We start from the raw sequence: 22670 nt of genomic DNA, 5'->3' as shown, positions 1-22670 counted from the left end.
TGTCCTAAACAGAGTACAATCTGCGGCTCTGGAATGATTGAGTAATTAATTGACAGCATGAAAAAAAAACGCGCTTTCTTAAAATGGGCCGGTGGAAAATACCCGTTGGTAGATGATATCAAACGTCATCTGCCAGCCGGTAGTCGTCTGATAGAGCCATTTGTTGGCGCAGGTTCTGTCTTTTTGAACACAGACTACGATTCTTATATCCTCGCTGATATCAACAGTGACCTGATTAACCTGTACAACACAGTAAAGCTCAGGGCTGATGAGTTTATAGTCCACACACGCCCTCTGTTTACCCAAGAATACAATACAGCCGAACATTTTTATCAGTTACGGGAGCAATTTAACCAAAGCACTGACCCGTTCCATCGCAGCGTATTATTCCTTTATCTCAATCGCCATTGTTACAACGGCCTCTGTCGTTATAATTCTCATGGTAAATTTAACGTACCTTTTGGCCGTTATAAAAAACCCTACTTTCCTGAAGAAGAATTACACTGGTTTGCTGAAAAAGCCCAAAATGCGACTTTTATCTGCGAGCACTACCAACACACGTTGAACGAAGCACATAAAGACTCAGTTATCTATTGTGATCCCCCCTATGCTCCTTTGTCAGCAACAGCAAACTTTACGGCGTATCACACCAATAGTTTTAACATTGCAGATCAGGAAAATCTGGCAAATATTGCATTTAAGTTATCATCAGAACGTGCAATTCCTGTTTTGATATCCAACCACGATACGCCAATGACGCGAAAATGGTACTATCAGGCTTCACTTCATATTGTCAAAGCACGTCGTACTATCAGCAGGAATATCCTTGCTCGCAGTAAGGTAGACGAACTTTTGGCATTATATCGCTGATTTATCCACTCCCCTTTTGCTTGGCAATTAAGGGATGATAGAAACGATTTGGAGAAGATAATGAAAGACTTTCTGATTGCCCCATCCATTTTATCTGCAAATTTTGCGCGGCTGGGTGAAGATACAGATAAGGTGCTGGCAGCAGGGGCTGACGTTGTTCACTTTGATGTGATGGACAACCATTATGTCCCTAACCTGACTATCGGGCCGATGGTCTGCCAGGCTCTAAGAGATTATGGTATCACTGCACCAATCGATGTTCATTTGATGGTAAAACCGGTTGACCGCATTATCCCTGATTTTGCCAAAGCAGGAGCAACTTACATTACCTTCCACCCAGAAACCAGTGAGCATATTGACCGCAGTTTACAACTCATCAAAGAGCATGGTTGTAAAGCTGGCTTGGTATTCAATCCTGCAACGCCTCTGAGTCATCTCGATTATGTCCTGGATAAACTGGATATCATTCTATTGATGTCGGTAAATCCCGGTTTCGGTGGCCAATCTTTCATCCCTGGAACACTAGAGAAACTGCGTCAGGTTCGCAAAATTATTGATGAAAGCGGTTATGATATTCGTCTTGAAGTAGACGGTGGCATTAAAGCTAGTAATATTGCCGCAGCAGCAACCGCAGGAGCAGATATGTTTGTTGCTGGCTCAGCTATTTTCAGCCAGCCTGATTACAAAACTGTTATTGATAATATGCGTAGTGAATTGTCAAAGGTATCTCATGGCAAGTAAGGTATTAAAAGGTATTCGTGCTATCGCTTTTGATCTGGACGGCACACTGGTAGACAGCGCCGGTGGTTTGGCTGATGCACTGGATCAAGCGCTGTTAGCCAAAGGTCTCCCTGCTGCGGGAAAAGAACGAGTTGCAGCTTGGGTCGGTAATGGCGCAGACATTATGGTCGAACGTGCGTTGACATGGGCTAGAACCAAATTGACTGCGCAACTGCATAAAGAAACCCGTGAGCTGTTCGACCGTTTCTATGAAACAACCGTAACAACAGGCAGCCAACTGTTCCCGGAAGTCAAAGTTACATTGGCTGAACTGGCAAAACACAACTTGCCAATGGGTATCATCACCAATAAACCAACACCTTTCATTGCTCCTCTGTTAGCTTCTTTAGACATCAGTGAATATTTTTCATTAGTGTTAGGTGGTGATGATGTTAAAGAGAAAAAGCCACATCCGGCACCTATTTATTTAACAATGGGCACATTCGGACTGCGTAAGGAAGAACTGCTCTTTGTCGGTGATTCCCGTAATGATATTTTAGCAGCACAAGCGGCTGGTTGCCCTTGTGTTGGTTTAACTTATGGATATAACTACGGTGAATCTATTGCATTAAGCAATCCAGATTGCATATTAACGAATTTTTCGGATCTACTATCCACAATTGGCCTCCCATCTTTAAAACTTCAGGAAGCATAATAAAATGAATGAACCCACTGTATCTGAAACACTAAACTCCCAAAAACCTATTGTATTCAGCGGCGCACAACCTTCCGGTGAATTAACCATCGGTAACTACATGGGGGCGTTACGTCAGTGGGTTAAAATGCAGGATGATTATGACTGCATCTATTGCATTGTTGACCAACATGCAATTACAGTGCGCCAGGACCCAAAAGAGTTGAGAAAACGCACTCTGGATACACTGGCGCTCTACCTGGCTTGTGGCATTGACCCAGAGAAAAGTACCATTTTTGTCCAATCTCATGTCCCACAACACGCTCAGTTAAGCTGGATTCTAAACTGTTATACCTATTTCGGTGAACTCAGCCGCATGACTCAGTTTAAAGACAAATCAGCTCGTCATGCCGAAAACATCAATGCAGGCTTGTTTGACTATCCGGTACTGATGACGGCGGATATTTTGGTATACCAAACAAATCAGGTTCCTGTAGGCATCGATCAGAAACAACACCTTGAATTGAGCCGTGATATTGCTCAACGATTTAATGCCATCTACGGCAATATCTTTGCTGTACCAGAGCCGTTTATCCCAACCGGTGGTGCCCGTGTTATGGCTCTTCAAGACCCAGAAAAGAAAATGTCCAAGTCAGATGATAACCGCAACAACGTTATCGCTCTGTTGGAAGATCCAAAATCAGCGGCTAAAAAGATAAAACGCGCGGTCACAGATTCAGAAGAACCTCCTCGTGTTCGCTACGATCTGGAACAAAAGCCGGGGGTTTCCAACTTATTAGATCTCCTCGCGGGTGTTACTGGCAAAACCATTCCCGAACTGGAAGCAGAATTTGAAGGCCAGATGTATGGTCATCTAAAAAGTGCTGTTGCTGATGCCGTTTCCGGTATGTTGACTGAGCTACAAGAGCGTTTCCACTATTTCCGTAATGATGAAATCCTGCTGAACAAAATCATGGCAGAAGGTGCAGCGAAGGCAAAAGCCCGTGCCCAAATTACGCTAGATAAAGTGTATGAAGCTGTTGGCTTTATTGCTCACCCTTAATTAAAAGATAAAATGTGCACGTTTACTACGTGCACATTTCAGACTACAGAAAAATCCATTTAAAAAACGAGGCGTATTTTTACATCATCGATGATAAAAAGCCTGGTAGCTTAATCAGACAGAAAAGCAATACGATTGGGCAGATTAAAACCGTGTAAAGCAAGCTTAAGCTGACCTATTTAAGGTATTCATATTTTTCATATTCGATTATTTAACTGGTTTATTAAAAAATTTATTCTGCGGTTGAAAATATTATTAAAGCGGTTTATTTTCCATTAATAGTTTTATGATGGGCAGATTTTAAACCATGATTAAAGGCCGTTGTTTTACCTTCTAGTTTTAATCGGTATAAGGTTTTGACCGTTGTTTTTACCACTTTTAACACCTGCTTTTTATGAGGTTTAATCGGAAGTTTTTTGGCATCCTGATACAAATGTACTATGACGACCACAACCCACCCCGCTTTCACGCCTACTACGATGAACATATAGAAAACATCCTAAAATAAGCCTGTTTCTTGTACAGACCGATATCTGATTCACAAAAATAAGTCATTAAAAATCAGTCAACTATAAAAAAATCATTTTTTTTCTCATATTAACTGTAAGAAATTAATGTGTGGTGCGACTAATCGAGTGAAGCAAATGCTTGTTTCAGCAAAGCAGTAATTCACCTTCTACACAAATATAAAAGGAATGTTCTATGACTAAGCAAACGACAAAAGCATTACTGGCCCTGGCTTTAGGCAGCGTATTTATTACGGCAAGCACTTCAGCAATGGCGGATTCCGGCAGCAAAATGGAGAAATGCTATGGCGTTTCTCTGAAAGGGAAAAACGACTGTAAAGCAGGTGCAGGCACCACCTGTGCTGGTACCTCAAAAAAGGATTATCAGGGTAATGCCTGGAAAATGGTACCGGCGGGTTCCTGCGTAAAAATGAAGTCTCCGACCTCCCCGACTGGTTTTGGTCAACTGGACGCATTTAAAGAAGTGTAATTCCGACATTAAACAGGAGCTCATACGATGACAGTTTCTTTGCCCTCACATAGCGTCTCTCGTGATGCTCCTGACCGCCTCATGCTAAATAGGCTTCCAGCCAGAGCAGGGATCGGGTTAAAGCCGGAGCATTTTCGCGCTATTCTGCACAATAAACCCGACATTGGTTTTTTTGAAATTCACGCGGAAAATTATCTGGTTGCGGGTGGTCCATTTCATCAGGCACTGACCACCATTCGCCAAGATTATCCGCTCTCTATTCATGGTGTGGGCCTGTCCATCGGAGGAGAAAATCCTCTGAATCAGACCCATTTACAGCGGGTTGCTGCGCTGGTTGAACGCTACCAGCCGGCCGTTTTTTCTGAACACCTTGCCTGGTCGACTCACAACGATCTATTTCTCAATGATCTGCTGCCACTGCCTTATACCGACGTCACGCTGACGCGGGTCTGCGAACACATCGATCAAGTACAGAATGCGCTGCGTCGTCCCATTCTGCTGGAAAACCCATCCACCTACATTGAGTTCAGTGCCTCAACCATGAGCGAGACTGACTTTATCTCCGAGGTGGTACGCCGCACCGGATGTGGGCTACTGCTGGACGTGAACAATCTCTACATCAGTGGCGTCAACCATAATCGCTGCCCAAGGCAGATGTTATTAGAGCTGCCACTTCACCGTGTCGGTGAAATTCATCTGGCAGGTTATACGGAAAGCCGCGATGGGGCAAACGACCTGCTGCTGATTGATTCACACGACAGTCATGTGACCGGACCTGTCTGGGATCTCTATAACAAAACCCTGCGGAAAACAGGGCCGATCGCCACCCTGATCGAATGGGACAGCAATATTCCACCATTAGACGTGCTGCTGAACGAAGCCAGCCATGCCCAGCATTACATTACGGAGAGCAAGAAACATGCAACAACAACTGTATCAAGCACTTCTTGATCCCGACCTCATGGTACCAGAGGGGCTGACAACCTGGAACGGTAGCGATCCGGCGGTACGTTTTGCGGTTTATCGTAATAATGTCATAGCATCGCTAATCGATGCACTGGCCGAAAACTGCCCCGTCCTTCTCGCTCAGCTCGGAGAGTGCTTTTTTCGTGCGATGGCAGCGGAGTTTATACGTCAACAACCGCCTCCCTCTCCTGTTTTGGCAGGCTATGGCGCACAATTGCCGGACTGGATTGCGACATTTCAGCCGTTGGCAGACTGGCCTTGGCTGAGCGATCTCACCCGGCTGGAAATGTTGTTTATCGAATCACTGCACGCGGCGGACCCTGCCGAACAGACGGCAGAAGCGGCCCCCATTGACGATCCCGCACAGTTGCTGATGGCGCTCCATCCTTCGGTACGGCTCTTCAGTTCAGATTATGCCGTCTTCAGCCTGTGGGCCTCACACCAACAAAGTGAAAACGAGATGATGCTGGACCCATTCCAGCCGGAACATATGCTACTGTGCCGCGTTGACGACGACGTACGAATAATGTTGCTCAGCCGTGCGGAAATGCAGTTTGTTACCATGCTCCAGTCTGGTCGATGTCTTACCGAAGCCTTAGAGATCGCCGCCGGAGAGGATGCAACTTTTGAACCTCAGTCGGTTTTACAACGCATGCAACACTATGGACTGATCCTTTCTCTATATAGCAACACGGAGCGCTAAGATGGCATTACTCAAAACATTAGGGTCAAAAGGGCAACATATTGCGCAGGAAAATGTTCTTCCCCTTCTGGCACGCATTAGCCTTGCCGCAACATTTTGGCTATCGGGCCAAAGCAAAGTGGTTGGATTAAACATAGATATTCTGGAGACACGCACACCCTGGCAACTAGGGATTCCGCGCGTTACCGACAGCTCCGTGTCGCTCTTTACCAACGAGTACAAGCTTCCTCTGCTACCACCTGATGTTGCTGCTGTCATGGCCGCGACCGCAGAACACTTGTTTCCGCTGCTGCTGATTGTCGGATTAGCAACACGCTTCTCCGCGCTAGCATTAATGGTGATGACGCTGGTGATTCAGATATTTGTTTATCCAGATGCCTGGCCTGTCCATGCTACCTGGCTGACGGCTCAGTTGTATCTGATGACTTATGGCGGTGGGAGGTTTTCGCTTGATCGCCTGATTTACCGCCATCGTACCTGATTCCCCTTCCCTACGTTACTTTATTTTGATTCTCGTTTTCGCCACGAGCGAATGCGGAAGTCATAGTGCGCAGGTCGGCAAGCTGTTGTCTGAAGTTTCGGCACCCGTCGCATATTTTCAAATGCAGCATTAGCTGAACATGTTGAGAAAGCACGATTTTTTCATCCAGCGCCTGAGACATCAGGCGTGTAGCTTGGTAACAACTAAGCATATTTATCCTCATGGGAAAACCAGCGTTGTGACAAACATTCACGTAAACGCATACGCGCACGCCAGAGCATCACATTCAGATTGCTGACAGAGAGCGCCATCTCCTGACAGATCTCCTGAGTCTCAAGACCAATAAATTCGCGCATCATAAATGCCCGCGCGTTTTGCGTTGGCAACTGTGTCAGACAAAGCTCGAAAATCGTCCAAAATTGCTCCTGCTCGGCCACTTCATCCGGTAAATGCCAGCACTGCGGATGCTCGTTTCGCGGCCAATGACCAGACTCATCAAACAGCGCTTCGAAATTTTGCTCATCAACATCATCAGTCAGTTGCACGCTGCTGTGCCGATAACGCATACGCAAGGCGTCCGAGATTTTGTTGCGCAGGATCGTAAACACCCAGCTTTTCCAGGCGGCTCGTCCGGCAAAAGAAGAGGCATTCTTCATCGCCCCTTCCAGCGCCTCTTGAACAACATCTTCCGCCTGATGAAAATCATTCAACTGCAAGATGGCAAACTGCAACATCTGTTTATGCAGCATGGAAAAAAACTGCGGATCCCGCAGCAGATTATTGATATCGGACATTGTGGCTTCTATCTTAACAGGATTATTCGGGATAACCGGATATTACGAAACACCATTTTGGCGGAATCGCTTAAATTCACTCACATGACTTAGGGACCGTTTGGGAAACGGGGACAATTCTAAATTAAATCTGTTTTTTGTACAGCAGGGGAAGTGTCTTTCCCCAGAGCAGCTTATTTTTCGTTCACCTCCATCAGATCATGGAGGAAAGTATCAGTAGTTCAGTAACTGCTAGCTAGCGAACTAAGTTTAACCGTCTGTTGGATCGCACGGAGGCTGGAAACATTCTTGTCGTTGCCCAACTAATAGATTAAGACGAAATGCAATGGATATCAGAAAAACAGTGTCAGCGCTAATGTGCACGTTCACCACGTGCACATTTTATTATTTCCCGAACAACCTACGGTTAAAATCCTCAATCTTTCCAAACATCACCCGCTTTTGCATAGTCAGGCTCCAACTGGCAGATAACCCAGCGGCACTCATCAACCGACGATATTGCTCTTCGTCAAATGGCATATTAAAAGCAATTGCTATCGCTTCCCTAACGAAAACATCACTATTACGGGAAACAAGAACAAGAGGTTCATCTGGGCTGACATTTCCCGCTGCAATAATTCTATAAAGCCAGCCACAACGGCCACTCTCCTGCATAATGGCAGAAAAATTGCTGATACCAGAATGACAATTAAGTTTGTAACAAGGCGAACGAGGCTGAGTTACTTGAATCATTGCCTCTCCCCAACTGAAAATATCACCAATACAAATATTTTCTTCAGTCAACCCAGTTGTGGAAATATTTTCACCAAACGCTGGAGCAATAAAAAAATCTTCTTGATCAGGAAATTGATGTTTCCAGAAATCATAGTGTTCACGAGGATAATGACAAAGTGCACGATCAGGGCCGCCGTGGAAATGGGTTTCGGCCTGCTCATCACCGTCTAATCCTAGAGAAGTCAGACGCAGGCCACCATCAACCATCCGTTTGTTAATTGCGCTGGCAGAAAGTTTTCCTGATATTTCAATTTTACCCGTATATACCTGCGGACAATACATAATTCACTTTCCTTATTGAAATCAGTCTGACATCACCATCATAAACCAACATTCAACCAATAAAAATGCCGGCAGTCATATCAGCCGGCATAGCAGAAAAGAGAAATTATTCAGCAAGTTATTTCACTTTTTCCTGATAACGCTTCGCTGCTTCATCCCAGTTAACAACGCTCCAGAACGCTTTAATATAGTCAGGACGACGGTTTTGGTACTGTAAGTAATAAGCGTGTTCCCAAACATCCAGACCAGTAATCGGATAACCAGATGCACCAGAAATCGCTTCACCCATTAATGGGCTATCCTGGTTAGCAGTCGATACAACTGCCAGTTTGCCATCATCTTTCAGTACTAGCCACGCCCAGCCAGAACCAAAACGGGTAGCCGCTGCCTGCTCAAATTTCTCTTTAAAAGAATCTATGCTACCGAAATCGCGCTCAATAGCTTCTTTTAATGGGCCTTGCAGAGTTGTGCCTAATTTCAGACCTTTCCAAAACAAGCTATGGTTAGCGTGCCCACCAGCATTATTACGAACAAAAGTACGTTTATCAGCAGGTATCTTATCTAATTGCTGAATCAGATCATCAATACCCAGTCCTGCCAGCTCAGGGAAGGCTTCTAGGGCGCTATTGGTATTATTAACGTAAGTCTGATGATGCTTGGTATGGTGGATTTCCATCGTCTGCTTATCAAAATGAGGTTCCAGAGCTTCATAAGAATAAGGAAGAGAAGGTAATGAATAGCTCATATCATGTACTCCAGTCATATAAGAATGGTTCAAAGTCCACACCTTGTGAACAACGTGATCATTATAGTTAATTAAATATTATTGGAAATGCTTATCAATACCATATTCTTATTATGGTTTTATCATACAACTGTGTTTCAGTAACTTATCAGTCAATTTGTCTATATTAAACATTATTATTGGATTAGGATTTTGAATTACTATTTTTGATTAGCAATTAAACCTAAATAAACCTGCAACACTAAATGACAATCACGTGAAAAATATTCTTTTTATTGCGTGATCTTCCGCGCAAAAAAAAAACAAAAATTCTCTTTACACTTTAGTTAACTTTGATTTGACATAATATTAACATTCGTAAGGAGAATATTACATGACCAAAATAATGAAGCACCCTATTCCTATCGCCATTGCAGAACATGCCCTGATGAATGAGCAACAATATCAGCAAGACTACCAATTATCGTTGCAAGATCCCGACAGGTTCTGGGGTGAAAAAGGAAAAATTGTTGACTGGATTAAGCCTTACACCAAGGTAAAGAATACCTCTTTTGATCCTGGACATATCAATATCCGCTGGTTTGAAGATGGAACACTAAACTTAAGCGCAAATTGTCTCGATCGTCATCTAAAAGAACGTGGTGAGCAAACCGCTATTATCTGGGAAGGTGATGATCCAACAGAATCCAAAGCAATAACCTATCGTGAACTACACCATGATGTATGTCAGTTTGCCAATGTATTGAAAAATATGGGTATTAAAAAAGGCGATGTTGTTGCTATTTACATGCCGATGGTGCCAGAAGCAGCGGTTGCCATGTTAGCATGTGCCCGCATTGGTGCTATTCACTCTGTTATTTTCGCAGGTTTTTCTCCTGATGCTGTATCCGGGCGTATCATCGATTCAAACACCAAATTGGTCATTACCGCCGATGAAGGATTAAGAGCCGGACGTACAATCCCCCTGAAAAAGAATGTTGATGACGCATTAAATAATGCAGCCGTTGTCAATGTATCCAATGTAATCGTTTTTAAACGTACTGGAAATATTGGTCACTGGCAATCTGGCCGTGACCTTTGGTGGCATGAATTGGTCGCAGACGCGAGTGCTGACTGTCCAGTTGAAGAGATAAATGCAGAAGACCCGCTGTTTATTCTCTATACCTCAGGCTCTACCGGTAAACCCAAAGGGGTACTGCACACCACTGGAGGTTACCTTGTATATGCATCTCTAACATTTAAATACGTATTCGATTATCAGCCGGGGGAAGTCTATTGGTGCACAGCCGATGTGGGATGGGTTACCGGACATAGCTACCTGCTCTACGGCCCCCTTTCCTGTGGTGCTATTACCCTAATGTTTGAAGGCGTACCAAACTATCCTGCGGTTAACCGCCTAAGTCAGATTATTGATAAACATCAGGTAAATATCCTATATACAGCACCCACAGCGATTCGTGCCCTAATGGCGGAAGGTGATAAAGCTATTGAAGGAACAAAACGTACTTCCCTGCGTATTATGGGATCAGTTGGCGAACCGATTAATCCGGAAGCTTGGGAATGGTATTACCAGAAAATTGGTAACAGCAAATGCCCGATTGTCGATACCTGGTGGCAAACAGAAACTGGTGGCTTCATGATCACACCACTACCAGGCGCAACCGAACTAAAAGCAGGTTCCGCAACGCTACCTTTCTTCGGTGTTCAGCCCGCATTGGTTGATAATCTTGGTGAACAACTAGAAGGTGTTTGTGAAGGAAACCTAGTTATTACCGATTCCTGGCCAGGACAAGCACGCTCACTATTTGGCGATCATGACCGTTTCGAACAAACCTATTTCTCTACCTTTAAGGGAATGTATTTTAGTGGTGATGGCGCACGCCGTGATGAAGATGGCTACTATTGGATAACTGGTCGTGTTGATGATGTGCTGAATATTTCCGGCCACCGTCTAGGTACTGCTGAAATTGAATCAGCTTTGGTCTCCCATCCTAAAATTGCAGAAGCTGCTGTCGTAGGTACCCCACATAATATTAAAGGGCAGGCAATTTATGCCTATGTCACCTTAAATCACGGTGAAGAACCCTCTCCAGAACTCTATACAGAAGTCCGTAATTGGGTACGTAAAGAAATCGGCCCGATTGCTACACCAGATATCCTACACTGGACAGACTCCTTACCAAAAACCCGTTCAGGAAAAATTATGCGTCGTATCCTGCGCAAAATAGCCTCCGGCGATACCAACAATCTAGGGGACATTTCAACACTAGCAGATCCAGGAGTAGTAGAAAAATTGTTAGAAGAAAAACAAACAATGAGTATTTCGTGACAAATCATGCCGCCGTAAGGCGGCTGTAATCAAAATATAATAAATATAATGAGGATATACTCCGATGAATGATGACATTTACCAAGGGATCGAGAATAACCCGCGTTTCAAAGAATTGGTTGAAAAGCGAGGACGTTTTGCATGGTTGCTATCAATAATCACATTAATTCTGTATGTCAGTTTTATTTTTCTCATTGCATTTGCACCTGAATGGCTAGGCACTCCCCTTTATAATGGTTCCAATATTACCCGCGGAATACCGGTTGGTATTGGTTTAATTGTTATTTCATTCATCTTAACCGGCCTATATGTCATCAGAGCCAATAGCGAGTTTGATCACCTTACCTCACAAATTCTCAGTGAGGTAACGAAATGAAAAATTTCCTGTTATTAGCAATAATGTTATTTCCTCATCTTACTTGGGCTAACGTAATCTCTGAAACTGGAGAAAGGCAACCTGTCAACATTCAGGCTATTATCATGTTTGTCCTGTTTGTTGGTTTCACACTCTATATCACTTACTGGGCCTCAAAAAAAACACGCTCCCGGACTGATTACTACACGGCGGGGGGACGTATTACGGGTTTCCAAAATGGAATGGCAATTGCGGGAGATTTTATGTCCGCAGCATCATTCCTCGGCATTTCCGCTTTAGTCTATACGTCTGGTTATGATGGACTAATTTATTCTATCGGCTTCTTGATTGGCTGGCCTATTATCCTATTTCTGATTGCTGAAAGATTAAGAAACCTTGGGCGCTATACTTTTGCCGATGTCGCGTCTTATCGGTTACAGCAACGCCCAATCCGTATATTATCTGCAATTGGCTCGCTGTTTGTTGTCGCCCTTTATCTTATTGCTCAGATGGTTGGTGCAGGTAAACTTATCGAATTGCTTTTTGGGCTTAATTACCATGTAGCGGTCGTATTGGTTGGTATCCTAATGGTACTTTATGTTCTGTTTGGCGGTATGCTAGCAACGACTTGGGTACAAATTATCAAAGCTATCCTATTACTAGCTGGTGCCACCTTTATGGCCCTTATGGTCATGAAAATAGTAAACTTCAATTTCAATACGTTGTTCAAAGAAGCCATTGCAGTCCACTCAAGAGGTGAAGCCATCATGAGTCCAGGAGGGTTGGTATCTGACCCAATATCCGCACTTTCTCTTGGTCTGGCATTGATGTTTGGTACTGCTGGTTTACCTCATATTATCATGCGTTTCTTTACTGTAAGTGATGCGAAAGAAGCCCGAAAGAGCGTTTTCTACGCTACTGGCTTTATTGGTTATTTTTACATTCTGACTTTTATCATCGGCTTCGGTGCTATTTTACTGGTTAGTCCAAACCCTTCCTTTAAAGATACTACCGGCGCACTCATTGGTGGTACTAACATGGCAGCCGTTCACCTCGCTAGCGCAGTTGGAGGCAACCTGTTTCTGGGTTTTATCTCTGCTGTCGCCTTTGCCACAATTCTAGCCGTTGTTGCGGGGCTAACGCTGGCTGGCGCATCAGCAGTATCACATGACCTATATGCAAACGCCATTAAAAGCGGTAAAGCCAATGAACGAGATGAACTGAGAGTTTCAAAAATAACAGTTGTGATACTTGGGTTTATCGCAATCGGATTAGGTATTCTATTTGAGAACCAGAATATAGCTTTCATGGTTGGATTAGCATTTTCTATTGCTGCAAGCTGTAACTTCCCAATCATTCTTTTGTCTATGTACTGGCATAAACTCACTACCCGTGGTGCGTTAGTCGGAGGTTGGCTAGGATTAATTACAGCTGTCGTTTTAATGATTCTCGGTCCAACAATTTGGGTCAGCATTCTCGGTCACGAGAAACCAATCTATCCTTATGAATATCCAGCATTATTCTCAATGATTATCGCTTTTATTGGTTCATGGCTATTTTCTATCACCGATAATTCACAACAAGGTATGCAGGAAAGAGAACAATTTAGAATCCAATTTATTCGATCACAAACAGGACTTGGTATCGCACAAGGAAAAACACATTAATTACGTTTGTATGGCCAACCTCTCCTTCGGGAGAGGTATTTTCATTAAAAGCCATCTGAATTCAGAGCTATTTCACAAATTAACCTCTTGTTTTAATCCCAGGTTAATGATTAACTCTTTTATTTCAATTTATACCCGTTATCCTTCAAGTTGCCTCTTTGTTGGCTGCGCTCACTCACCCCGGTCACATAGTTATCTATGCTCTTGGGGATTCGCTCCCTTGCCGTCGCGATCCATCTTGAAATCCATTGGGTATATTAATTAAGTTATTAATCTGTATGCGAAATAAATGGCCGATTATTATTTTTTTGACTCTCTCTTTACTACCGATAATCTTCATTAGTGATTTAAAAGGTGAGTATAAGTTAAAAATAATATTACTGAGTTTCTTACTAGCAAATGTTAACGCATTTTTTTATTGTTATAAATATCTTAAGCCATTGGTTTTACTTATTTCTATATTGTGGTCGCTTAATATATCCACATCATTTTTTTTCTTTAATGAACATCAGATAAATTTTTCTTCAACTATTGCCAACACTTTTATCAATACAAATAGCAATGAAGCTGTAGGTATGTTGTCCTACAATAAATACTATGTATTTTTCTTTATTTTCATGCTGTTAATATATTTTTTGTCTATTAGATGGCTCTCAAATAATATAGACAAAAGATTACTAAAATTCAGTTTATGGGTTTTTATTTTTTTCTGCCTATTAGGGCCTATTGACTACTATATCTCAGAAAAAAATATTCAGATGATATTATTTTATCAGAACACTTTTTAATGGGAACACCATTCTATAACTCATCAGCAATGGTAAAAGCAATATATGATAATCAACAAATTAAAAATATTTCTTCTGTTAAAGTGAATTTTAATTATATAAAAGAAGATAAAGATATTGATATCTACATATTACTGATAGGAGAATCAGCAAGAAGAGATCATATGTCTCTGTACGGTTATGAGAAAACCACAACACCAACATTAGACACGATGCAGAAAAATATGCTGATATTCAATCAAGCTATTTCTCCAGCTCCAGTTACTATATTATCCGTACCTATTTCACTTTCTAATATTACTTTATACCAGCTCAGAAATAAGGCTCATTATGCTGACAATGTTATATCTTTAGCTAAAGATGCAGGGTTTAAGACAACTTGGATAAGTAACCAAGGAAGATCAGGTAAAAACAATAGTCTGATCACAATTATTGCTAATATGGCTGAAAGCCAAAAATGGAATGAATATATTGGATATGATGAAGAGTTACTAACCTATTTAGATGATTCATTAAAACAGAAAGGTAAGAAATTTATTATTATGCATATCTATGGCAGTCATGAGCCATCCTGTAACCGATTTCCCGAAAATAAACTAATATCTTTTTCATCGAACGAAGATGATAATTGCTATGACAGCTCAATAGTTTATACAGATCAGCTAATAGAGAAAGTTATTAATAAAATCAAAGATTATAAAGCATCTATTCTCTATTTTTCAGATCATGGATTACAACGTTTAGATAAAAATGGTGACATCCGTTATCACCACGGAGTTAGTCATCCTCGAAAAGAGGCTTATAATGTCCCCTTATTTATCTGGTATAACGATAATGTTAATCCAAGATATCATCATACTGGTGTAATAAATACCCCTTTCTCAACTTCAGATAATTATTACCTTATCAGTGATTGGCTAGGTATTTATCATAAATCTCCAGAATACTGCCGTTCACCATTAAGCAATTGTTTCAAATCAGAGAAAGATCTAATGGTGATCGATGGTAATAAAAACTTAATAAAATATAATGATCTTCTTGGTGAAAAATATATCAAAAATTCAAACAAGTGATTCCCAGATGTTTAAGTCTATTATCCTTGGCATCAACTCAAATAAATGATTCATATACATGAAAGAAGGATAACCACAATCTGTAATTTCTCAAATTTTTAATACAATAATAAGCCATAATGATGAATTAAATTTGGAATTTCACTACTGACTTTATATAAGCTTAAAAAATAGGTTTGAGTTATTTTTCGTATCAGCTACTTATAGCGGGTTTTAATTATTAACGGATAGATAAGAGCTGGCTAATTTTCTTAAAAGAACCTGATTATCACTTAAATTCAGCTCCCATAGGCGTATACTTAAAATAAGTCTGTGTGGAGGTAAATGAAAATGGCTAAAAATCAGATTCAATTCCAAAAAGGCATTTCTATTCATGAGGTTATTTCATTATATGGTCATGAAGAACAATGCCAGAAACAGGTGTTCGATATGCGCTGGCCTACGGGGTATCACTGCCCTCATTGTGGGCATGATAAGTATTGCCAGTTAAAATCTCGTCTCCTTTATCAGTGCAATCAATGCCATCATCAGACATCTTTGACGGCCGGCACATTGTTTTCTGCGTCAAAATTACCTTTAACTGTGTGGTTTTTGGCGATTTATCTCATGACTCAGGAGAAAAATGGGATTTCTGCACTTGAATTGTCACGTCAACTGGGCATTTCCTACAACGCGGCATGGCGTATGAAACACAAGCTAATGAAAGCAATGAAAGAACGGGATGACGAAAAGCCTCTCGGCGGGTTTATTCAGCTTGACGACGCATACTGGGGAGGGGCTCAGCATGGCCCCGAGGGCGAGGGGCAAAAGGGAAATGCCCTTTCGTTGCGGAGGTTTCAATGAATGAAAAGGGCCACCCTATGTTCATGCGTTTCAGCGTTGTGAAAGGGTTTAAGACCGAGGAACTTACCCGTTGGGCTAAAGTGTATCTTAAACCAAAATCCCTTGTTATTTCAAATGGATTAGCTTGCTTTCGGGGGATTAAGCAAGCCGGGACTTTCCATTTGCCCCGCGTCACCGGCGGTGGAGCGCAGAGTGTTAAGCTTCCTTATTTTCAGTGGGTTAACACAATGATAAGTAATGTAAAAAATTCGATACGCGGAACATATCATTCGATTAGCAAAAAGTATTTACCTCGTTATCTTGCCGAATTCTGTTTCAAGTTCAATTGGCGCTTTAACCTTAAAAAAACATTCGAACAGCTTATTTATTCATGTATCCGGGCAGCACCTATACCTGAGTATTTACTCAAGCTAGCTGAGATTCGATGGTAATCAGGTAAAAGAATGCTCACCAGATGGAAATCCAAAATAACTAAACAGCCTTCTGCATCCATATGGGCTCTAAAAATGGTTCTCACCTTCCTACCCCTTGTATGCAACCGCCTTCAAACTCTACCTCTCAATGAGCCGTAGCCGTAACAGAAGCGATTACACATGAAGTGTGCCTAAATGATTTGGCAGTATCAGACCCCTGACCAGAAAACATGCCTAGATGAACGTAATGTTCCGGTGAACTCACCTTGCGTGGTCAGATAACCACAAAATGGGATGTTAACGGAAGGGATTCTCAGGCCAGGGCAACAGCTCATTCAACCGATTGTTCGGCCAGACAGGCAGCCGGCTGAGGACATCACGTAACCAGACCCAGGGCTCATGTCCGTTGGCTTTGGCCGTTTCCAGCAGGCTCATTATCATGGCCGCCCGTTGCCCCGCGGCCAGTGAACCCGCAAAAAGCCAGTTCTTTCGGCCGAGCGCCACACCCCGGACCGCATTCTCCGCCCGGTTGTTGTCTATCGGCACCCCCCGTCATCCAGATAACACACCAGCGCCGACCAGCGCTTCAGCGTGTAATCTATCGCTTTGCGTAACCCCGAGTTGGGGGCCGTTTGGGTCTGCATCGTTTGCAACCAGGACCGGAACTCATTCAGCCACGGCCGGGCATAACGCTGCCGCCACTGACGCCGTTTATCCGGCGGCTGGTGTTTGATTTTTCGCTCCAGCTTGTACAGGTCACGAATGCCATCCAGCGCCTGTTTCGCCACCGGACTTTGGCTCGCTTTGTATTGGTCAAAGAATTTGCGGCGGGCGTGAGCCCAGCAACCCGCTTCGGTGATATCCGCCCGGGCATGCAGTGCGTTGTAACCGGCATAGTCATCCGTCACCAACGTGCCGCCCGACCAGTCTTTCAGCAGGCTCTGGGCATAACGGCCGCTGCGGCCGGGATGCAGCTCATAGTATACCACTGCCGGCGAGGTATCGGGGCCGGTGACAGACGTCCACAGGTAAGCTCGCTGGGTCTGGCCTTTTCCCGGGGCCAGTATCGGCAACGGGGTCTCATCGGCATGCAGCACCGGGGACGTCAGCAGCGTCTGCTTCAGGGCATCGGCTAACGGTTGCAACGCCACCGCCACCTGCCCCACCCAGTCCGACAGGGTGCTGCGGGCCAGGGTGACACCGCTGCGGGCATAGATTTGCTGCTGACGGTAGAGCGGCAGGTGGTCACGATATTTAGCGACCACCACCTGAGCCAGCAACCCCGGCTCTGGAAGGCCCTTTTCAATAAGATGGGCGGGCTGGGCTTTAGCATGCACACACTGACAGCGCGCGCAGCTGTACTGCGGGCTGATATAGCGCCGGACGATAAACGTGGCCGGACGGTATTCCAGTCGCTCACTGATTTCATCACGCAAAAAGCGCAGGGCATGACCGCAATCCGGGCAGCTCTCCGTCTCCGGCGCCAGCCGGATATCTTCACGGGGTAAAGTCGCCGGCAAAGGCTGACGTTTAGGCTGGGCCGGGGTCGCGTTTTCCTTGATATGCAGGCGTGACAGCCGGGTTTCCAGCACCGCGATATCGGTATCGGCATCTTCCTCAAACTGACTGCGTTTGGGACCGGCAGGCAGGGTTTCGCTGTGCGCGCCAAAACGCCAGCGTTGCGCCTGTTTCAGGGCCTCTTCCAGCTGGCGAATATAATCACCTTGTTGCTGAAGCAGCGCCAGTGCCCGCAGGCGGAACTGGCCGGGGTCATCCAGCGCGATTAAGTCATTGAGCGTCATGCCGACAGTGTACCGGATAATTCCCCGTCGTTATCCGGTAAAAGTGTGACCGGGGTAGCGGAATTAGTTTCGCCAGCCGGACAGGTCATCTCCCTCGACCTGTTGCCAGTGAATGCCGCGGATGAGCCAGTCAAACTGGGCGGGCGTCATCACCCAGCTGCGCTCGCCCTGCTTCGGCCAGACAAAATGGGCCCGGTGCAGACGGCGGGTACACAGCCAGACGCCGTGTCGGTCCCAGCGCAACACCTTGAGACGGGAGCGGGCCTTGTTGCAGAAAATAAAAGCGGCTTCGTCCTGCCAGCGCAAATTCAGCCCCTCCAGGTGCTGGGTCAGGGCATCAATGCCCCGGCGCATGTCGACGGGCTCTCGCACCAGAAAGAGCTGTTGCGGTTTCAGCATCGGGTCAGTACCCGCATCACGTCAGGCAACAGCGTCAATGGACAGGCGATGGCATAGCCGTCTGGGGTATGCAGGGTGACGGTGCGCGCGTCGTCAGGCTGGAGTGAAACCGGTAAGAGGGCGGGCAGTGTCTGGCTGAGAGGTTGGGGGATGTTGTTACTGTCGGCAATCCAGTCGCGGAAAGCGGAAAAACTCAGCTGATGCTGTTCGCAATACTGTTTTCGGGTCAGGTCACTGTGGCGCCATTGGGTCACATGGTGTTGTTTTTGTTCCGGGGTATATCGGCTACGGCTCATGGTGTCAGTCTCCAGGTGAAGATAAGGAAGCGGTAGCGTGCATGGGCCGGAGAGGAAGAACAAGGTGAGATGACCGGACGTTTACAGATGAACTATGCACGCTATATCTGTATCTGGCTCATAAATGCAAAAACCCCCAGCTTTCGCTGAGGGTTTCTACGGTATTTGAAGCCTAGCAGTGTCCTACTCTCACATGGGGAGACCCCACACTACCATCGGCGCTACGGCGTTTCACTGCTGAGTTCGGCATGGGGTCAGGTGGGACCACCGCGCTATCGCCGCCAGGCATATTCGGTTTTCTTCCGGCCGTTGTCGCTCTTCTGCCACAACCACCCGAATCAATCTCTGAACAAGCTGAAAAGTCATCTCTCTGCTGTCAACCGGCTTCTGCCGGCTGCCCTCTGAACACCAAAACACCTTCGGTGTTGTAAGGTTAAGCCTCTCGGTTCATTAGTACTGGTCAGCTCAATGCATCGCTGCACTTACACACCCAGCCTATCCACGTCTTCGTCTTAAACGTTCCTTCCGTGACCTCAGTCAGGGGAAGACTCATCTCAAGGCAAGTTTCCCGCTTAGATGCTTTCAGCGGTTATCTCTCCCGCACTTAGCTACCGGGCTATGCCATTGGCATGACAACCCGTACACCAGCGGTGCGTCCACTCCGGTCCTCTCGTACTAGGAGCAGCCCCTTTCAATCTTCCTGCGCCCACGGCAGATAGGGACCGAACTGTCTCACGACGTTCTAAACCCAGCTCGCGTACCACTTTAAATGGCGAACAGCCATACCCTTGGGACCTACTTCAGCCCCAGGATGTGATGAGCCGACATCGAGGTGCCAAACACCGCCGTCGATATGAACTCTTGGGCGGTATCAGCCTGTTATCCCCGGAGTACCTTTTATCCGTTGAGCGATGGCCCTTCCATTCAGAACCACCGGATCACTAAGACCTACTTTCGTACCTGCTCGAACCGTCACTCTCGCAGTTAAGCTGGCTTATGCCTTTGCACTAACCTCACGATGTCCGACCGTGATTAGCCAACCTTCGTACTCCTCCGTTACCCTTTGGGAGGAGACCGCCCCAGTCAAACTACCCGCCAGACACTGTCCCCGGCCCGGTTTACGGGCCCAGGTGAGAACATCGAACATTCAAGGGTGGTATTTCAAGGATGGCTCCACGCAGACTGGCGTCCGCACTTCTCAGCCTCCCACCTATCCTACACATCAAGGCTCCATGTTCAGTGTCAAGCTATAGTAAAGGTTCACGGGGTCTTTCCGTCTTGCCGCGGGGACACTGCATCTTCACAGCGAGTTCAATTTCACTGAGTCTCGGGTGGAGACAGCCTGGCCATCATTACGCCATTCGTGCAGGTCGGAACTTACCCGACAAGGAATTTCGCTACCTTAGGACCGTTATAGTTACGGCCGCCGTTTACTGGGGCTTCTGTCAAGAGCCTCGCCTTGCGGCTAACCCCATCAATTAACCTTCCAGCACCGGGCAGGCGTCACACCGTATACGTCCACTTACGTGTTTGCACAGTGCTGTGTTTTTAATAAACAGTTGCAGCCAGCTGGTCTCTGCGACTGGCTTCAGCTCCGGAGGCAAACCCCTTCACCTACCGCCAGCGTGCCTTCTCCCGAAGTTACGGCACCATTTTGCCTAGTTCCTTCACCCGAGTTCTCTCAAGCGCCTGAGTATTCTCTACCTGACCACCTGTGTCGGTTTGGGGTACGATTCAATATGACCTGAGGCTTAGAGGCTTTTCCTGGAAGCCGGGCATCAACCACTTCACCGCCGTAACGGCTCGTCATCACGCCTCAGTGTTCACAGAAGAGCGGATTTACCTGCTCCTCCCACCTACACGCTTAAACCGGGACAACCGTCGCCCGGATGGCCTAGCCTTCTCCGTCCCCCCTTCGCAGTCACATTCAGTACAGGAATATTAACCTGTTTCCCATCAGCTACGCCTCTCGGCCTCACCTTAGGGGTCGACTCACCCTGCCCCGATTAACGTTGGACAGGAACCCTTGGTCTTCCGGCGAGCGGGTTTTTCACCCGCTTTATCGTTACTTATGTCAGCATTCGCACTTCTGATACCTCCAGCAGGCCTCACAGCGCCACCTTCTCCGGCTTACAGAACGCTCCCCTACCCAATAACACTTGCGTGTCACTGCCGCAGCTTCGGTGCATGGTTTAGCCCCGTTACATCTTCCGCGCAGGCCGACTCGACCAGTGAGCTATTACGCTTTCTTTCAATGATGGCTGCTTCTAAGCCAACATCCTGGCTGTCTGGGCCTTCCCACATCGTTTCCCACTTAACCATGACTTCGGGACCTTAGCTGGCGGTCTGGGTTGTTTCCCTCTTCACGACGGACGTTAGCACCCGCCGTGTGTCTCCCGTGATACCATTCTTCGGTATTCGCAGTTTGCATCGGGTTGGTAAGCCGGGATGGCCCCCTAGCCGAAACAGTGCTCTACCCCCGAAGATGAATTCACGAGGCGCTACCTAAATAGCTTTCGGGGAGAACCAGCTATCTCCCGGTTTGATTGGCCTTTCACCCCCAGCCACAGGTCATCCGCTAATTTTTCAACATTAGTCGGTTCGGTCCTCCAGTTAGTGTTACCCAACCTTCAACCTGCCCATGGCTAGCTCACCGGGTTTCGGGTCTATACCCTGCAACTCTTTCGCCCAGTTAAGACTCGGTTTCCCTGCGGCTCCCCTATCCGGTTAACCTTGCTACAGAATATAAGTCGCTGACCCATTATACAAAAGGTACGCAGTCACCCTGATTAATCACGGCTCCCACTGCTTGTACGTACACGGTTTCAGGTTCTCTTTCACTCCCCTCGCCGGGGTTCTTTTCGCCTTTCCCTCACGGTACTGGTTCACTATCGGTCAGTCAGGAGTATTTAGCCTTGGAGGATGGTCCCCCCACCTTCAGACAGGATTTCTCGTGTCCCGCCTTACTCATCGAACTCACAGCCATACCATCTTCGAGTACGGGGCTGTCACCCTCTCTCGCCGGCCTTTCCAGACCGTTCCTCTGATGCTATCGCTGATGCAGGTTCTGGGCTCCTCCCCGTTCGCTCGCCGCTACTGGGGGAATCTCGGTTGATTTCTTTTCCTCGGGGTACTGAGATGTTTCAGTTCCCCCGGTTCGCCTCATTAACCTATGAATTCAGTTAATGATAGTGCAACGCATTGCACTGGGTTTCCCCATTCGGACATCGCCGGCTCTGTCGCTTCATATCAGCTCACCGACGCTTTTCGCAGATTAGCACGTCCTTCATCGCCTCTGACTGCCTAGGCATCCACCGTGTACGCTTAGTCGCTTAACCTCACAACCCGAAACTGTCTCGGACTGTTCAGCTTGAGAGACACCTCAACAATACCTCGGCGATATTATTGAGTATTTCAATTTTTCAGCTTGTTCCAGATTGTTAAAGAGCATCTATCGCTAAACAGATTCACCTAAATCCGCTTAAAGATAACCTGACAACGCCTTTCACCCGTCATCCCGCAATATGGCGTCCCCTAGGGGATTCGAACCCCTGTTACCGCCGTGAAAGGGCGGTGTCCTAGGCCTCTAGACGAAGGGGACCCGCAGGTCAGCTTCG

At 45.8% G+C, this 22670-nt stretch carries 19 protein-coding genes, 1 tRNA gene, 2 rRNA genes and 2 pseudogenes; 14 read left to right on the top strand and 10 right to left on the bottom strand.

Annotation, left to right across the window (positions count from 1 at the left end; genetic code table 11):
* Nucleotides 1-57 precede the first annotated feature (57 nt).
* The 9 genes from dam (at nt 58) to PluTT01m_RS00405 (ending at nt 6493) form a co-directional block, all read left to right on the top strand.
* Complete coding sequence (gene dam, locus PluTT01m_RS00445; protein ID WP_011144493.1) at nt 58-870, top strand: adenine-specific DNA-methyltransferase; 813 nt, start codon at nt 58-60, stop codon at nt 868-870.
* 60 nt (nt 871-930) lie between these two features.
* Nucleotides 931-1611, top strand: a complete 681-nt coding sequence (gene rpe / locus PluTT01m_RS00440) for a ribulose-phosphate 3-epimerase (RefSeq protein ID WP_011144492.1) — start codon at nt 931-933, stop codon at nt 1609-1611.
* Nucleotides 1601-2305, top strand: a complete 705-nt coding sequence (locus PluTT01m_RS00435; RefSeq protein WP_011144491.1) for a phosphoglycolate phosphatase — start codon at nt 1601-1603, stop codon at nt 2303-2305. The genes rpe and PluTT01m_RS00435 overlap by 11 nt, the downstream gene beginning before the upstream one ends.
* A gap of 4 nt (nt 2306-2309) precedes the next feature.
* Nucleotides 2310-3347: a tryptophan--tRNA ligase gene (trpS, locus tag PluTT01m_RS00430; RefSeq protein ID WP_011144490.1), complete on the top strand. Its 1038-nt coding sequence runs from the start codon at nt 2310-2312 to the stop codon at nt 3345-3347.
* 394 nt (nt 3348-3741) lie between these two features.
* Nucleotides 3742-3855, top strand: coding sequence for a DUF4160 domain-containing protein (locus tag PluTT01m_RS28135; protein WP_109791225.1), 114 nt, complete (start codon nt 3742-3744; stop codon nt 3853-3855).
* A 194-nt stretch (nt 3856-4049) separates the two neighbouring features.
* Entirely contained in the window at nt 4050-4343 is a 294-nt protein-coding gene (locus tag PluTT01m_RS00420; protein WP_011144488.1) for a BufA1 family periplasmic bufferin-type metallophore, read from the top strand.
* Between the two features lie 27 nt (nt 4344-4370).
* Entirely contained in the window at nt 4371-5294 is a 924-nt protein-coding gene (gene bufB, locus PluTT01m_RS00415; RefSeq protein WP_011144487.1) for an MNIO family bufferin maturase, read from the top strand.
* Complete coding sequence (locus tag PluTT01m_RS00410) at nt 5263-6012, top strand: HvfC/BufC N-terminal domain-containing protein (RefSeq protein ID WP_011144486.1); 750 nt, start codon at nt 5263-5265, stop codon at nt 6010-6012. The genes bufB and PluTT01m_RS00410 overlap by 32 nt, the downstream gene beginning before the upstream one ends.
* Before the next feature lies 1 nt (nt 6013).
* Nucleotides 6014-6493, top strand: coding sequence for a DoxX family protein (locus PluTT01m_RS00405; RefSeq protein ID WP_011144485.1), 480 nt, complete (start codon nt 6014-6016; stop codon nt 6491-6493).
* A gap of 10 nt (nt 6494-6503) precedes the next feature.
* Here the strand turns inward: PluTT01m_RS00405 and PluTT01m_RS00400 are convergent, their stop codons facing one another.
* The 4 genes from PluTT01m_RS00400 to sodA all read right to left on the bottom strand — a co-directional run bounded on the left by PluTT01m_RS00400 (nt 6504) and on the right by sodA (nt 9088).
* Nucleotides 6504-6704, bottom strand: a complete 201-nt coding sequence (locus PluTT01m_RS00400; RefSeq protein ID WP_011144484.1) for an anti-sigma factor family protein — start codon at nt 6702-6704, stop codon at nt 6504-6506.
* Nucleotides 6697-7287: an RNA polymerase factor sigma-70 gene (locus tag PluTT01m_RS00395; protein ID WP_011144483.1), complete on the bottom strand. Its 591-nt coding sequence runs from the start codon at nt 7285-7287 to the stop codon at nt 6697-6699. The genes PluTT01m_RS00400 and PluTT01m_RS00395 overlap by 8 nt, the downstream gene beginning before the upstream one ends.
* 384 nt (nt 7288-7671) lie before the next feature.
* Nucleotides 7672-8343 (bottom strand): 6-hydroxyaminopurine reductase, encoded by a 672-nt coding sequence (gene yiiM, locus PluTT01m_RS00390; protein WP_011144482.1) that lies wholly within the window; start codon nt 8341-8343, stop codon nt 7672-7674.
* A gap of 118 nt (nt 8344-8461) precedes the next feature.
* Entirely contained in the window at nt 8462-9088 is a 627-nt protein-coding gene (gene sodA, locus PluTT01m_RS00385; RefSeq protein ID WP_011144481.1) for a superoxide dismutase [Mn], read from the bottom strand.
* A 373-nt stretch (nt 9089-9461) separates the two neighbouring features.
* Between sodA and acs the strand changes: the two genes are divergently transcribed.
* From acs to PluTT01m_RS00360, 5 genes and pseudogenes are all read left to right on the top strand, one after another.
* Nucleotides 9462-11417, top strand: a complete 1956-nt coding sequence (acs, locus tag PluTT01m_RS00380) for an acetate--CoA ligase (RefSeq protein WP_011144480.1) — start codon at nt 9462-9464, stop codon at nt 11415-11417.
* A gap of 64 nt (nt 11418-11481) precedes the next feature.
* Complete coding sequence (locus PluTT01m_RS00375) at nt 11482-11793, top strand: DUF485 domain-containing protein (protein WP_011144479.1); 312 nt, start codon at nt 11482-11484, stop codon at nt 11791-11793.
* Complete coding sequence (gene actP / locus PluTT01m_RS00370) at nt 11790-13439, top strand: cation/acetate symporter ActP (RefSeq protein WP_011144478.1); 1650 nt, start codon at nt 11790-11792, stop codon at nt 13437-13439. The genes PluTT01m_RS00375 and actP overlap by 4 nt, the downstream gene beginning before the upstream one ends.
* Before the next feature lie 787 nt (nt 13440-14226).
* Nucleotides 14227-15300 (top strand): phosphoethanolamine transferase, encoded by a 1074-nt coding sequence (locus tag PluTT01m_RS00365; RefSeq protein ID WP_011144476.1) that lies wholly within the window; start codon nt 14227-14229, stop codon nt 15298-15300.
* A 324-nt stretch (nt 15301-15624) separates the two neighbouring features.
* Nucleotides 15625-16574, top strand: a pseudogene (locus PluTT01m_RS00360) (IS1595 family transposase).
* Nucleotides 16575-16853: 279 nt separating this feature from the next.
* Here PluTT01m_RS00360 and PluTT01m_RS00355 read toward each other — a convergent pair.
* The 6 genes and pseudogenes from PluTT01m_RS00355 to PluTT01m_RS00330 form a co-directional block, all read right to left on the bottom strand.
* Nucleotides 16854-18358, bottom strand: a pseudogene (locus PluTT01m_RS00355) (IS66-like element ISPlu20 family transposase).
* 63 nt (nt 18359-18421) lie between these two features.
* Nucleotides 18422-18757, bottom strand: a complete 336-nt coding sequence (gene tnpB / locus PluTT01m_RS00350) for an IS66 family insertion sequence element accessory protein TnpB (protein WP_011144475.1) — start codon at nt 18755-18757, stop codon at nt 18422-18424.
* On the bottom strand, nt 18751-19053 hold the full coding sequence (tnpA, locus tag PluTT01m_RS00345) for an IS66 family insertion sequence element accessory protein TnpA (protein ID WP_011144474.1): 303 nt from the start codon (nt 19051-19053) through the stop codon (nt 18751-18753). Before tnpA ends, tnpB begins: the two co-directional genes overlap by 7 nt.
* Before the next feature lie 170 nt (nt 19054-19223).
* A 5S ribosomal RNA gene (rrf, locus tag PluTT01m_RS00340) occupies nt 19224-19339 on the bottom strand.
* Between the two features lie 143 nt (nt 19340-19482).
* A 23S ribosomal RNA gene (locus PluTT01m_RS00335) occupies nt 19483-22391 on the bottom strand.
* A gap of 187 nt (nt 22392-22578) precedes the next feature.
* Nucleotides 22579-22654: transfer RNA gene (locus PluTT01m_RS00330), tRNA-Glu, on the bottom strand.
* Nucleotides 22655-22670: the final 16 nt, after the last annotated feature.

It is taken from the genome of Photorhabdus laumondii subsp. laumondii (genome assembly GCF_003343245.1).
Lineage (GTDB): Bacteria > Pseudomonadota > Gammaproteobacteria > Enterobacterales > Enterobacteriaceae > Photorhabdus > Photorhabdus laumondii.
This window is presented reverse-complemented; position numbering and strand designations above follow the sequence as displayed.